We start from the raw sequence: 12194 nt of genomic DNA, 5'->3' as shown, positions 1-12194 counted from the left end.
ATGTACCCGTGCCCCCCTCGCTCCGTCGCCGCCAAGAGGCGAGGTTGCCGAGGGCGGTGAGGGTGTCGGGGTGGTCGGGGCCCAGCACCCTCAGTTGGTCGGTGAGCAGTTCGGCGAAGGGTGCGGCTCCGCTGACGTGAAGGACCGGCCGGGAGAACGACCGCTGTGCGGGGCTGTGTTCGTGGCTGCTGCTCTCTACCGTGGTGGTGGAGGAGGGGTCGCGGATGGGCTCGTTGTTCGAGGAGTTGGAGGCGCGGGAGGCTGTCGCGCTGCGCCGGGTGGAGGAGCTGGAGACCGAGGCCGTGGCGTTGGCCGGGCGGCTGGAGGCGGCCCGGGAGGGGTTGGTGCGGCTGCGGATCGCGCGGGAGACGGTCGCCGAGGTGCTCGCGGAGATGCCCCCCGAGACGACGACCGTGATCCGCAATGCTGAGCATGCGGCCGAGGCTGAGCCCGTGGTGTCGGCGTATGTGGGAGCCGAGCGGCAGGTCGTCGGGGTTCTGACGGTTCCGCGGTGGCAGCCCGGCATGAGGACGGACGCGTTGCCGCGGGACTACCGCGACATCGTGGAGGTCGTCGCGGACGCGCCGGGGCCGGTCCGGGCGAAGCAGGTGGTGCCCAGGATCGGGCTGCCGGCCGAGGCCGGGAAGATCGAGGGCACGCGGTCGAAGATGAAGCGGCTGGTCGAGCGGGGCTGGCTGGACGAGGACACCCCCGGACTGTTCACGGTGGCCCGCCGACGCGCCGAAGGATCGGCCAACTCCCGGTGACGGCGGGGCTCTTCCACGCCTACATTCGAAGGTGCCACCCTTGCCGGATGCAGGACGAGAAGAGCCCCGGAGATGCCACCATACGAAACCCGCAACCTCGTTGACCTCTTTGCGCGTTCCCTGACCGCCTTCGAGGCGCTGACCGCCACCTTGTCGGGCAGCACCGCGAGCGCGTGGACGCACGCCGAGCTCGAAGAGCACCTCGAAGTGGAGGGTCGGGACCTGCTGCGGCAACTGCTGCAGGACCACCTCGACCAGCTCGCCCGCCTGGAGGAACAGCTCCTGCTTGCCGGCACCGCAACGGTCGTGACCGGTCCGGAGGGGCTGGTCCGGCCGTGGCGGGAGCCAGGCCACGGCCGCTGGCTCGCCACCGTGTTCGGGCTGATCCGCGTCACCCGAGTTGCTCACCGCGGCCCCGGCCTGGGCAACGTCCACCCCGCGGACGCCGCGCTGTCGCTGCCGGCGGGCCGGCACTCGGCCGGACTGCGCCGCCTCGCGGTCGCCGAAGCGGTTCGCGGCTCGTTCGACCATGCCCACGACGCGATCGGGCGCCGCTGCGGGAACGTGCTCGGGAAACGCCGGCTGGAAGAACTCGTGGTCGCCGCCGCGGTCGACGTCGACACCTTCTACCGCACGAGGATCCCGGTCCCGTGCAGCCGGGAGATGCCCCTGGTGATCCAGGTCGACGGCAAGGGCGTCGTCATGAGGCCCGAAGCGCTGCGCGAGCCCACCCGGCGGGCCGCGGAGAAGGCCCAGGCCGCCCACCGGAGTCGGCTCGCGCCGGGCGAGAAGCCGAACCGCAAGAGAATGGCGACGGTGGCCTGCGTCTTCGACACGCACCCGGCTCCCAGGCGTCCGCACGACGTGATCCACCCGCCCGGCGGCCGCAGCGGCGAACGGCCCGCCCGTCCAGGGCCGAAGGCGGTGAACAAGTGGTGCACCGCCTCGCTGGTCAGATCACCTGAACGGGTCATCGCGGACGCGTTCGACCAGGCCGAGGCCCGCGACCCGCGGCACCTGCGGCCGTGGATCGTCCTGGTCGACGGGGCCCGCCACCAGCTCGACCTGATTGCTGCCGAGACCGCCCGCCGCGGCGTCACGGTGCAGGCGCTGCTGGACTTCGTGCACGTCGCGGAATACGCGTGGACGGCCGCGCACGCCTTCCACAAGCCCGGCACCACCGAGGCGGAAGCCTGGGCGGCCGGGCATCTGACCGCGATCCTGGCCGGTCACGCGGCCGAGACGGCCCGGGCCATGACCGCGCAGGCCGAGCGGGAACAGCTTCCCGCCGCTCCGCGCGAGGCCGTCACCGCCTGCTGCCGTTACCTGACCGGGCACCTCGACCAGCTGCACTACGACACCGCCCTCGCCAACGGCTGGCCGATCGCCACGGGCGCGGTGGAGGGCGCCTGCCGGCATCTGATCGCCAACCGCCTCGACATCACCGGCGCCCGCTGGGGCCTGCCCGGCGCCGAAGCGGTCCTCCGGCTCCGCGCCGTCGTCGCCAACGGCGACCTCGACATCTACTGGCGCGATCACCGTCTCCGCGAGCACGAACGTCTCTAACCCGCCCCCGACCAGCGGAGATACGCCCTGACAAGCTGACGGACCCAGCCGAGGAGGATTTCGGAGACGGGCCGGACACCGTGTGATCCTCCGCGTCATAATGCCTGCATGTCGTCACTGCGCCGGCCGGCACCGCGTCCCTGCGAGAGCTGTCCCTACCGGCGTGACGTCCCCTCCGACGTCTGGGCGCACGAGGAGTACGAGAAGCTCCGCCGCTACGACGCCCCGACCGTCGACCAGCCGCCCCGTCTGTTCCAGTGCCACCAGGCCGACGCCGACAGCACGATCGCCCGGATCTGCGCAGGCTGGGCCGGCTGCCACGACAGCGCGCACCTGCTCGCGCTGCGGATCGCCATCCTCGAGCGCAGCATCGACGAGACGACCTATCAGGCTGTGCTCGAGTACGAGTCGCCGGTCCCGCTGTTCGCGTCCGGCAACGAAGCTGCCGACCACGGCCAGGCCGACACCAACGATCCCCGCGACGAAGCCGAACGACTCGTCGCCGAGATCATCCGAACCCGGCGAGACCTCACAACCTGACCCCGATTCACGGCTCCGGCTTCGTCATACCGTCACTCAAGACGAGCCGCACCCAATCGGTATCGGCTGGAATCGCTTCTCGGTCAGGGGGCATGGGGCAGGTCTGGCGGAGCTGAACCTGACGTTACGGCGGGCGGTGGCGGGCAAGCTGGTCTCGGCGGCGGCCGTCACTGCCGAGTCGCGCGGTCGGTTCGAGCGGGGGCGGGACATCGCCTTGGGACTCCAAGGCCTGCACAGGAGGGGTCGTCCACCGCGACATCAAGCCGTCGAACGCGGTCCTGGTGGGGCCGCCGGGAGAGCCCGCGCGAGTCAAAATCCTCGGCTTCGGCATCTCCTTCATGGTGGGCGACGACACCGCCCTCACGCTGACGCGCCAGAGCATCGGCAGCCCGCCCTACCTGGCACCCGAGCTTTGGCAAGGAGGGCCCCCTTCACCCGCGAGCGACCTGTACGCGCTGGGTGCCGTGCTGTTCGAACTGCCCAGCGGCGAGGAGGCGTTCCAGTCGAACCACGTCTACGCATACGCGATCGCGCACGCGCAACACATACCGCCGCGCGTCGACATCATCACCCCGGACGTGCCCGCCTGGTCGGCCGATCTGGTGGAGCGCCTGCTGGCCAAAGAGCCGGCTGACCGTCCCGCGACGGCGGAGACCTTTGCGATCCGGGAGTCCTGCAGTTCCGCTGCCCAGGCCGCCCTCGTGCCGTCGGCATCGGTCCCAAGGATGCCATCGCCGTGTCGCGACGGTGCAGGGCGTCTGTCTGCGGGGTTCAGCGGGCGGGCGGGGTTGCGGACAAGGTGGGTCCGAAGGTTTCGAAGAGTTCGAGCAGGTGGTCCTCGTGGGTATCCACGGGGCAGTGCCGGGTGGCGTTTTGATGTGGCCTGATGGATTCGCTTTCGGCGTTGTGGTGTTGTGTCCAGAGGGTGTGGAAGTAGTTGGTGTCGCCGTCGAGGGCGTGGACGATGCGGGACAGCTGACGCCATGACGGGGTGTGGCCGTTGAGGGCTGCTTCGATCTGACGGGTGTCCAGGCCGGCGTGGCGGGTGGCGAGGTCGTGGGGTGTGGGGCGTCCGGCTTTGATGTGGAGGGTGTGCAGGGCGGTGGGGAGGCGTTCGGCGGGGCAGTCGTCGTCGGGGTCGGCCGGGGGGGCCGGCGGCTGGGGCTCGCGCAGTCTTTCGGCCTCCCATACGGTGCGCAGGACTTGGGGGTCGGCTCCGCAGGCGCGGGCGAAGCGTTCGGTGAGCCACCAGCTGGGGAAGCGTTCGCCGGACAGGATGCGAGATGCCTGGGAGGCGGAGATGCCTAATCGGGCGGCCAGGGTGCGCAGCGGCATCTGCGAGGCGCGGTGCAGGCGCGAGAGGACCGGGGCCAGGTGGGAGCGTGTGTGGTGGGGGATGACTGTCGGGGTGGGAGGAGTGGGGGGAGGTGCGGCGCCGCGGTGGGTGGCCTGCTGGAGGCGCCGGTTGACGGTTTCAGCGCGGTAGATGCGGCGGGCGGTGTCGGGTTGCATGTTGAGTGCGGGGCCGAGATCGTCCCAGGGGGTGCGGCTGCTGCGGGCGCGTCCGACTAGGCCGGCGGTGAGGTTGTCCACGGATCGGGCGAGGGCCGTGGCCTGCTCGATGGGGTCGAGCATGGGGGCGTCGGCTTGGGTGAGGAGGCGCAGCAGGTGGCGTGCTTCTTCTACGACGTCGTGGGCGAGGTCTTGCACTGCGGCGTCGATCGCGGCGGTGTGCTTGTTGGTGGTGGGTTCGGCGCGGCGGCGTTTGCGGTAGGAGGACTGACGGCAGGCGGTGCTGCAGTAGTCGGCGGGCCGTCCGCCGGTGCCCATGCGCGGTGGAAGCGGGGCGTCGCAGTTCCTGCAGGTCATGGGTGCGTGCACGACGGAATACCTCCGTGGGTGCGATGAGGAGTGACGAAACGTCATGGGAGCGGAGGGTTTCGTCCGGCTGGGCGGCCGCGTTGGTGCGTTGCGTCACGGCCTGGTGGGTGCAGTGGTCGGCGGAGGGGCTGCCGGTCGTGGTGATCGGCAGCCCCGCTGCGCTAGTTGCCGGTGCGACCGGTGCGGGCGTTCAGCCAGGCTGCGAGGGCTGAGCCGGCCAGAGCCGCCAGCAGCGCCGCCGGTCCCGGCGGGAGGGGCGGCAGGTGGAAGGTGACCGTGCCGTACACCGGCAGGGCGGCGCAGGCGTTGACAGCCCACGTTTTCCCTGCGCGCAATTGCAGACCGCTGTTAGCCTGGGACCCGCGGCGGCGGCCCTTGTGTTTGCCGCCGGTACGGCCGGGGGAATGGCACATGAGAGTTCCCTTCGGTGCGTAGTGATACGCAGGGCCCTGGCGCCGCGGCGACCAACCTTGGGAGCCAGGGTCCTGCGGCGAACAACCATGGCAGCACATCCGTATGGAACTCGAATGCGTACCGCAGGCCGATCGCAGAACCTCACTCTGCCCTATCCGCGAGGGTGATGCGGCCGTTCGGGCATAGCGTCGCCTTCTCGCGGCACGGTAATGCCGAATTGTCTTCCGCGCCGTCCCGCTGCGAGGGACTTTGTGTTATCCCATCCATCCTCGGCACACTCCCGGGTGATCTTCCCTGGTGACAGCGCATGACAACGTTTTCTTCCCGAGTGCGGCACGAGGAGCGCGTTGATGCTTCCCCGCTGAGCGCCGGGCGCGTTCGGCTGCGCCGGCGGCGCACTGAGGAAGAAGTTGCCTCAGGCGTGCACTTGCAGACCGCTGTGCTTCCGCCGGCGCGACCCGATGCCAGACGGGTGCATGGATGCCTCCTTATGCGGCGATCCTCTAGATGAAGGCGGCCAATCTGCATTTGCAGATTCGGCCCTTGATCATTTTTTCTGACGCTGAGGAGCGGGATCATGGCCGGTCACAGGTTCGGCGAAGCGGACGGGCACCAGCGGATAGAGGAGGGGGGCGCCTCGGTCTTACCTGAGGCATGGCGGAAAAGCTCCTACAGCAACCACCAGAGCGCCTGCGTGGAAGTGAGCAGTTCTGGTCAGGAAACGGTCGGTTTCCGTGATTCGAAGGATCCGAACGGCCCGGTTCTGCAGTTCCCTCGCACTGAAGCCGCAGCGTTCCTCGCCGCCGTGGCCGCAGGGGAGTTCACTGTGGGCCGTTAACCAGCCATCCCGTGAACGCGGGTGCGGTGTCAGCCCGATGGGGCAGGATGGGCGAGTTGTGAAAACCATCTGACTACAGGAGAGCACCGCCCATGTCCGCCCAGCCGGCCCGCAGTCCCCGCACGGTCTTGAACCTCCACCCGGCCGCAGGCCGCGCCCCCACCGCGCAACGCATGATCTTCGGTGCGACGCTGCGAAAACACCGCGAGGCCTGCAGCCTGAAGGAGAAGGACGCCGCCGAGCACCTCAACGGCTGTTCGGCTTCCAAGATCAGCAGGATGGAGGGCGGGGTCCACGACTTCAAGGAAGCCGACGTCCTGCGCCTGTTCGCCCTCTACGGGATCACGGACGACGAAGAGCGTGCGCGACTGCTGGGCATGTGCCGGCTGGCCAACAAGAAAGCGTGGTGGGAGGGCTACCTGGATGTGGCCCCGAAGGAGCTGCAGACCTACACGAGCCTGGAGGAGATCGCCCAGCGGATCCGCTGCTACGAAAGCGGCCAGCTGTTCGGCCTCGTGCAGACCTCCGACTACACCCGGGCCCTGGTCCAGGCGAACATGCCCGACGCCGCCCCGTCGGTGATCGACAAGATAGTGGAGTTCCGCGAGATGCGCGCCCACCGCTTCGCCGAGGAGTCCACCACGGAGCTGGTGTACGTGCTCGACGAGGTCACGCTCTCACGCGGTTTCGGCGGCAGAAAGGTCATGCTCCGTCAGATCATTCGCCTTCTGGAACTGTTCGACCATCCGCGGATCACGTTCCGGCTCATCCCGAGCAGGGGTAACGACATACCCGTTCAGATGGGTACCAGTGCCATCTTCGACTTCGCCGAGGACCAGCTTCCCCCGATCGTCTACGTCGAGGGCCTCATCGGTGGCCTGTACCTCCAGGACGAGGACAGCGTCGACACCTGGGTCAAGAGCTTCGACCGCCTCCAGATCGCGGCGCACCACCGGCAGGCGTGCAAGAAGAAGCTCGCCGAGTACGCGATGACATACCGCTGACCGCAGGTATGGGTGCCGGCGCCGCGAACCACGCGGCGCCGGCCTCCGGTCTCAGGGCTTGACCGCGACCGCCGCATACAGCGACGCATCGGCGTCCGAGACCAAGCTCGGCCCGCTGCCCGGCTCAGGACGCCAGCGGTGCGCCACCACCAGGCCGGGATCGACCAGCTCCAGGCCGTCGAAGAAGCCGAGCACCTCATCGCGGCTGCGAACCCGCAGCGGTGTGCCCGCCCGGGTGTACACCTCGGTGATGGCGGCCCAGCTGTCCGGGTCGAAGTCCGGCGTGCAGTGCGACAGCGTCAGATACGAACCGGCCGCCAGGTCAGCCGTCAGCGTCCGTACGATCTCGTACGCCTCCTCACCCGGGATGAAGTGCAAAACAGCGTTCAGGCTCAGTCCCACTGGCTGGTCGAGATCCACGCACCCTTCGCTCCGCACCACCTCGAGCAGCTGCGCCGGATCTCGCAGGTCCGCTTCGACGTAAGCGGTCAGCCCCTCTTGCGTCCCACGCAGAAGGTTGTCGGCATAGACCAGCACGATCGGATCATTGTCCACATAGGTCACCCGGCACTCAGCCGCCTCGTCCTGCGCCACCTCATGCAGGTTCGGCGCGGTCGGAATGCCCGTTCCCACGTCCAGGAACTGCCGTACTCCGAGCGTGCGGGCCAAAAACCGGGCGGACCGGTGAACGAAGGCCCGGTTCACCCGCGCGACGGTCCGCACCGCGGGGAAGTTCCGGATCACCTCGTCAGCGGCCTGCTGGTCGACCTTGTAGTTCGTGTTCCCCCCGAGGTAGTAGTCGTACATCCTCGCGCTGTGGGGCCGGTCCTGCCGCACGCGGCGACTAGCACCGCCGCCGTCCGCGGTCTGCGGTAAATCGTCGCTCATCCATCGCCCCCATCGATCGTCTTCCGCATCCAGGCACATGGCCCCCCGGAGGACAGCGCCGAAGATCTTGCCTCCGCCACCTTATGCATTTGCAGACGCCCATTCACTACCCATCACCTACCCGGGCCATCCGCTCTGCGCCCCGCGGCACGGGGCGCGCCGCGTACGCACGCTTCGCCTCGGCAACTCCCGAAGACCCGCTCCGCACGGAGGCTGCATACATTCCGTTCGGTTCGCCGAGTGTCACGGTTGAAGGTTCTTGCCGGTGCGTGGTGGACAGCTTGGAGGAACGAGCTCGTCAGCAAGGAGGGACCGCCGCTGGCTATCCGGACTGCGGCAGCGCAGTGACGGATGGCGTGGGGCCGCCCAAACAGGTCCGCGACCAGCCAACTGCCGTCCGTGCGCTCCAGCAGCACCACAGGCCGGCTCAGGTGCCGGAGACCAGGACCCAGCCCGCCCCTCCCGGCGGCGCAGCTCAGAGTCGACCCCGCTGGCGCCGGCGGGCTTCCCCCCGGAGGGGCGACCCGATTCCATCCGCCGCCGTGCGGCCGGGGCTAGGAGGTGCTTGCGACGACCGCCCACCCTGACAGGGACGCATCACCTGGACGAAGGCGAGCGGGGTGCCCGGTGGGTGATGCGGGCCGTAGCCAGTTCCTGGTCGAGGTTCACGGGTGTGACGTGGGTGAGTCGTCGGACCAGTTGGCTGGCTACGACCCATGGGAGCAGTTTGTGGCGGGTGTAGGGGATGGGGAGGTCCCGTCCGTCGAGGCCGGCTACGGCAGGTTCCAGGTGCGGGGAGCCGTCCGGACCGAGCGTGACGATTCCGCCGACGACGCCGTGCAGGCGGGGGACTCGTGATCGCACGAGTTTCCAGCCAGTGCGCAGCAGGTAGGAGCAGTGGTCAATGCCGTAGAGGGCGTGGGGCAGGCACAGCGGTGGCTGGATGGTGAGGCGGCCCTCCAGAGGTGAGTCTTCGGGTTCCAGCAGGAACAGGTAGCCCTCGCGGGTGCGGCTGGGCTGGCCCACGCAGACCGAGCACCGCAGTTCCTGCATGGTCTCCCGCTGGCGGGCCGCGTGCATGAGGGAGAATTTGGGCTTGCCCCACAGCCGCCCGGCATGGTCCCGGTTCTGCTCGGTGCGGACCCATAGCACTCCGCGGTCGTCCCAGTCACGCGGCTGGGGGTCCTGCCACTGGACACGGGTCGCTTTCCCGGCGCGGTCGTATGCGACCTGCAGCGTGGCGAGGTCTGTCTGCTCCTCGCCTTCGCGCAGCGTGACGTAGTGCAGTGGCGGGCCGGCCTTGCCACCCACGCTGGGGTGCACCGGCCGGTCAGAAGAGAGCCGTGGGACTGCCATGCGCTTCGAACTTCCTGTTCAGGGGGTTGATCTTCTCGGGGGCCGGGCCGGGTTGTGCTCGGCGGGAGTTGCGGCGGCCGGTATGGACGAGGTGCGCACGCCGTTCCGCCACGGCCCCGCGGTTGGCGAGCGAAGCGGTCGAGGACTCGGCATGCGCGGGGCCGCCCGTCTACGCGGCGGTGTCGATGTCCGGGACGTCGAGGACGACGGGCCGGTAGTCGCTGAGGGCGCGCAACTGCTGTGCGGGTGCGGGGGAGGGACGTGTTCGGGGCCGGCGGCGCAGGCAGATGCCGCTCGCAGCCGGCGCCGGCACGAGGTGGGGCACGGCCGGCGGCTCAGCCACGGGGCCGGATCATCAGCGCGCCATCACGGGGACGAACATCACCGCGCAGGCCACCACGAACGTCGCTACGCGCAGTGCGTTCACAGGCATCACGTCAGATCCTCCGTGCTGGGTGGGTGGTGGGGGTTGGTTGGGGTGTGGAGGCGGGCCAGGGTGCGGTGGCCGCGGGCGATGACGTCGTCGTCGCCGGCCGTGACGCCGTAGGCGATGCCGCTGATCGCGTCGAGGGCCGCCATGGCCTGGAGGTGCTGGGTCTCGTGCTGGGTGAGGGCCTGCCCGAACCCGGTGAAGAACGCTGTCTTGAGGTCGGGGCGTTTGTCCCAGGGGCCGTATTGGAGGCGGATGAGGTCACGGACAGCCGGGGCGTATGCGGCGCGCTCGTAGTCGATCAGGGCCAGCGTGCGGGTCTCGGGGTTCCACACGGTGTTGCGGAGCTGTGCGTCGCCGTGGGTGGGGACGTGGGGCAGTGGTGCGAGGGTGGCCAGGCGTACGGCCATCCGTCCGGCCAGGACGCCGTCGCCCGCGGTGAGGTATGGGGAGGCTGCGGCCAGGTGCCGTTGGAGGCTGCCGAGGTCGGGGTGGTCCTGGGTCGGTGGGCGGCGTGGCTGGCTGTGGTGGAAGGCGGCCAGCAGCAGGCCGAGTTGGCGGTGGATCTCCTGCTCGTCCTCGATCGGGAGGCTGTGCTGGTCCGGGGTGATCCCGGGCAGCGCGGTGAGCAGCATCGCGGACAGGGCGGGGTCGGCGGCGAGCAACTGCGGGGCCTGGTCGTGGGGGAGGGCAGGGGTCCAGTGGGCGTATGCCTGGACCTCGCGGGCGTGGAAGGTGGGCGAGGGGTGTTGTTTGAGGTAGGAGGTCCGGTGGTGGCGTCCGGCGGTGATCCGCCACACCCGGGAGTTCTCCCGCGGCCCCGAGCAGTCCTCGACGTTGTGGATCTGGCCGACCTGCTGCTCGGCGAACACCCACAGCTCCCGCGAGAGACCGTCGACAGACTCCGAGGAAGGGGTCATCGCGGAGAGCCCTTCTCGCAGACTGCGGGGGCCGATCCGCTGGTCACGGCGGCGTCGGGGGTACGGCCTGCGGTGATGCCGATGTGTGCGTACAGGCGGGTCAGGCGGTGACTGCGGGCGAGGGCGGTGGTGTGGTCGAGCCAGTAGCGTGCCGGCGGGGTGCCCCAGGCGGCGGTGTAGGCGTCGTGGGCCAGGCAGCCGGGCCGGTAGGGGAGCGGCTGGGCGGGGGTGCGGTGGAGGATGCGCACCCCGGCCCGGTCGCAGATGGCGCGCAGCAGGTCGCTCTGCACGGTCAGGGCGTGCACGGCTTCGTCGACCGGCACGGCGACGGGGAGCAAATCCGGGCGGTCATTGCTGCCGTGGATGTAGGCGGCGGCCTTGATCGCCAGCGCACGGGCGGCCTCCTCCAGCAGCCCGGCACCGTCACGGGACTGGTGGAGCCCCTCCACCAGATTGGCGCCCAGCAGCGCGGGCCAGCGGGCGAGGTGGATGCCGCCGTGCTCCAGCCACGCCGCCCAGGAGCCGTCGTTCTTCCACTCGGTGAGGGTCTGGTGTGTGTCGTCGGCCAGCCGCTCGGCCATCGGCCGGCTCACCGAGCGGCCCTGCTGAGCTGGGTGGTCAGGGTGTGGGCGTGCTCGGGTTCCAGGCTGCCGAGGATGAGGGTGGGCTCGCAGCGGCAGCGGCGGCAGAATCCCGCGTAAAGGGCCTCGAAGCCGGGGCTGCCGCTGGCGGCGCGGATCGCGGTGGTGAGGGAATCGGCCAGGTATTGCCCTGTGGCCGGGTCGTCGGGATCGATGTCGTCGGGGGCTGCGTCGGGCGCCAGCCGGCGCAGCAGGGCCAGGCCGTCGGTGACCGCGAGGTCGCCCACGGCCACCACCCCGCCGCTCGCGCGTGCCCGGGTGTCGATCCCCGCGGCGCGCACCGCGTTCTGCAGGAGGTGGGCGCAGTGCAGCAGGCCCGCCATGCTCGATTCGATCCGGTCCGCGAGAGCGGTGGCGGTGGCGCGGTCGACCTCGCCCAGCGGCAGCCAGCGCTCCCCGCCCGGCCCGGTATGGGCGCTCCCCACCTCAAGGCCGATGCCGGCCGCACGGGCAGCCGCTTCCAGTTCGGCTGCTACGCCGTCGGCCCCGGCTCCGGCGAGGCCAGCTTCGGCGAGGCCGGGGGGCTGTTGATGGTCCGTGGTCAGGCAGGCGGCCAGGTCCCGGGCGGTGGCCTCGCTGATTGCGGTGAGCGGGAGTCTCTCCCCGGCGGCATCATCGTCGTGGCGGGGGGAGCCGACGATCAGGCGCAGCCCCGCGGTCCGCGCGAGGATGGTCAAGCGGTGCGCGACGGGGTGGATGCTGTTCGCGTAGGCCGAGTCGGTGACGAGATCGGCTGACAGGTCGCTTGCGGGAAGGGCGTTCATGGGGTCCTCGATCGCGTGCGGTCGTGCAGTGGTGGGGGTCGGGCCGCCGCCGGTGATGCGTGCGGTGGCGGCCGGTGGCGTGCTGCCCGTGCCGAAGGGGTGTGCCGGCGGGCGCTCGCGGTAGTGAGCCGCTCAGCGGGCCCGCACGCTGGCGCACGTGCGGGCGTTCTGGCGTGTGCTCTGGC

Annotated in this window: 14 protein-coding genes; 6 read left to right on the top strand and 8 right to left on the bottom strand. The window is 70.1% G+C overall.

From position 1 onward, the window contains the following. Nucleotides 1-224: 224 nt before the first annotated feature. The 4 genes from V2S66_RS18575 (at nt 225) to V2S66_RS34545 (ending at nt 3760) form a co-directional block, all read left to right on the top strand. Nucleotides 225-767 carry a hypothetical protein gene (locus tag V2S66_RS18575; RefSeq protein WP_330796853.1) on the top strand — a complete coding sequence of 181 codons (543 nt, stop codon included), beginning with the start codon at nt 225-227 and terminating at the stop codon, nt 765-767. 72 nt (nt 768-839) lie between these two features. Next, nucleotides 840-2333, top strand: a complete 1494-nt coding sequence (locus V2S66_RS18570) for an ISKra4 family transposase (RefSeq protein WP_330796851.1) — start codon at nt 840-842, stop codon at nt 2331-2333. Between the two features lie 108 nt (nt 2334-2441). Further along, nucleotides 2442-2873, top strand: coding sequence for a DUF6283 family protein (locus V2S66_RS18565; protein ID WP_330796849.1), 432 nt, complete (start codon nt 2442-2444; stop codon nt 2871-2873). A 170-nt stretch (nt 2874-3043) separates the two neighbouring features. After that, entirely contained in the window at nt 3044-3760 is a 717-nt protein-coding gene (locus tag V2S66_RS34545) for a serine/threonine-protein kinase (RefSeq protein WP_413966427.1), read from the top strand. On the opposite strand, the gene V2S66_RS18560 is transcribed toward V2S66_RS34545, so the two are convergent. Beyond that, nucleotides 3645-4754 (bottom strand): helix-turn-helix domain-containing protein, encoded by a 1110-nt coding sequence (locus tag V2S66_RS18560; protein ID WP_330796847.1) that lies wholly within the window; start codon nt 4752-4754, stop codon nt 3645-3647. The two genes, V2S66_RS34545 and V2S66_RS18560, sit on opposite strands and share 116 nt — an antisense overlap. 161 nt (nt 4755-4915) lie before the next feature. Then, on the bottom strand, nt 4916-5089 hold the full coding sequence (locus tag V2S66_RS18555; RefSeq protein WP_330796845.1) for a hypothetical protein: 174 nt from the start codon (nt 5087-5089) through the stop codon (nt 4916-4918). A 656-nt stretch (nt 5090-5745) separates the two neighbouring features. Here V2S66_RS18555 and V2S66_RS18550 point away from each other — a divergent pair. Both V2S66_RS18550 and V2S66_RS18545 read left to right on the top strand, forming a co-directional pair. After that, a complete protein-coding gene (locus tag V2S66_RS18550; protein WP_330796843.1) occupies nt 5746-6006 on the top strand; it encodes a DUF397 domain-containing protein in 261 nt (86 codons plus the stop codon). A 92-nt stretch (nt 6007-6098) separates the two neighbouring features. After that, nucleotides 6099-7010 (top strand): helix-turn-helix domain-containing protein, encoded by a 912-nt coding sequence (locus V2S66_RS18545; RefSeq protein WP_330796841.1) that lies wholly within the window; start codon nt 6099-6101, stop codon nt 7008-7010. A gap of 51 nt (nt 7011-7061) precedes the next feature. On the opposite strand, the gene V2S66_RS18540 is transcribed toward V2S66_RS18545, so the two are convergent. From V2S66_RS18540 to V2S66_RS18515, 6 genes are all read right to left on the bottom strand, one after another. Next, a complete protein-coding gene (locus tag V2S66_RS18540; RefSeq protein WP_330796840.1) occupies nt 7062-7898 on the bottom strand; it encodes an SAM-dependent methyltransferase in 837 nt (278 codons plus the stop codon). A 597-nt stretch (nt 7899-8495) separates the two neighbouring features. Then, on the bottom strand, nt 8496-9254 hold the full coding sequence (locus tag V2S66_RS18535; RefSeq protein ID WP_330796838.1) for a hypothetical protein: 759 nt from the start codon (nt 9252-9254) through the stop codon (nt 8496-8498). A gap of 169 nt (nt 9255-9423) precedes the next feature. Next, a complete protein-coding gene (locus V2S66_RS18530) occupies nt 9424-9597 on the bottom strand; it encodes a hypothetical protein (protein WP_330796836.1) in 174 nt (57 codons plus the stop codon). Nucleotides 9598-9686: 89 nt separating this feature from the next. After that, nucleotides 9687-10604, bottom strand: a complete 918-nt coding sequence (locus tag V2S66_RS18525; RefSeq protein ID WP_330796834.1) for an aminoglycoside phosphotransferase family protein — start codon at nt 10602-10604, stop codon at nt 9687-9689. Continuing rightward, nucleotides 10601-11185 (bottom strand): hypothetical protein, encoded by a 585-nt coding sequence (locus V2S66_RS18520; RefSeq protein WP_330796832.1) that lies wholly within the window; start codon nt 11183-11185, stop codon nt 10601-10603. Before V2S66_RS18520 ends, V2S66_RS18525 begins: the two co-directional genes overlap by 4 nt. 8 nt (nt 11186-11193) lie before the next feature. After that, nucleotides 11194-12009 carry a hypothetical protein gene (locus V2S66_RS18515; RefSeq protein WP_330796830.1) on the bottom strand — a complete coding sequence of 272 codons (816 nt, stop codon included), beginning with the start codon at nt 12007-12009 and terminating at the stop codon, nt 11194-11196. Nucleotides 12010-12194 lie beyond the last annotated feature (185 nt).

Source organism: Actinacidiphila polyblastidii, assembly GCF_036353415.1.
GTDB classification, from domain to species: Bacteria; Actinomycetota; Actinomycetes; order Streptomycetales; family Streptomycetaceae; genus Actinacidiphila; species Actinacidiphila polyblastidii.
The sequence above is the reverse complement of the archived record's forward strand: the minus strand, read 5'-3'. Positions and strand labels throughout refer to the sequence as shown.

Excerpts from the sequence above, each read along its gene's own strand:
- V2S66_RS18575 (WP_330796853.1), top strand. The coding sequence starts at position 225 with ATGGGCTCGTTGTTCGAGGAGTTGGAGGCGCGGGAGGCTGTCGCGCTG.
- V2S66_RS18570 (WP_330796851.1), top strand. The coding sequence starts at position 840 with ATGCCACCATACGAAACCCGCAACCTCGTTGACCTCTTTGCGCGTTCC.
- V2S66_RS18565 (WP_330796849.1), top strand. The coding sequence starts at position 2,442 with ATGTCGTCACTGCGCCGGCCGGCACCGCGTCCCTGCGAGAGCTGTCCC.
- V2S66_RS18550 (WP_330796843.1), top strand. The coding sequence starts at position 5,746 with ATGGCCGGTCACAGGTTCGGCGAAGCGGACGGGCACCAGCGGATAGAG.
- V2S66_RS18545 (WP_330796841.1), top strand. The coding sequence starts at position 6,099 with ATGTCCGCCCAGCCGGCCCGCAGTCCCCGCACGGTCTTGAACCTCCAC.
- V2S66_RS18540 (WP_330796840.1), bottom strand. The coding sequence starts at position 7,898 with ATGAGCGACGATTTACCGCAGACCGCGGACGGCGGCGGTGCTAGTCGC.
- V2S66_RS18535 (WP_330796838.1), bottom strand. The coding sequence starts at position 9,254 with ATGGCAGTCCCACGGCTCTCTTCTGACCGGCCGGTGCACCCCAGCGTG.
- V2S66_RS18525 (WP_330796834.1), bottom strand. The coding sequence starts at position 10,604 with ATGACCCCTTCCTCGGAGTCTGTCGACGGTCTCTCGCGGGAGCTGTGG.
- V2S66_RS18520 (WP_330796832.1), bottom strand. The coding sequence starts at position 11,185 with ATGGCCGAGCGGCTGGCCGACGACACACACCAGACCCTCACCGAGTGG.
- V2S66_RS18515 (WP_330796830.1), bottom strand. The coding sequence starts at position 12,009 with ATGAACGCCCTTCCCGCAAGCGACCTGTCAGCCGATCTCGTCACCGAC.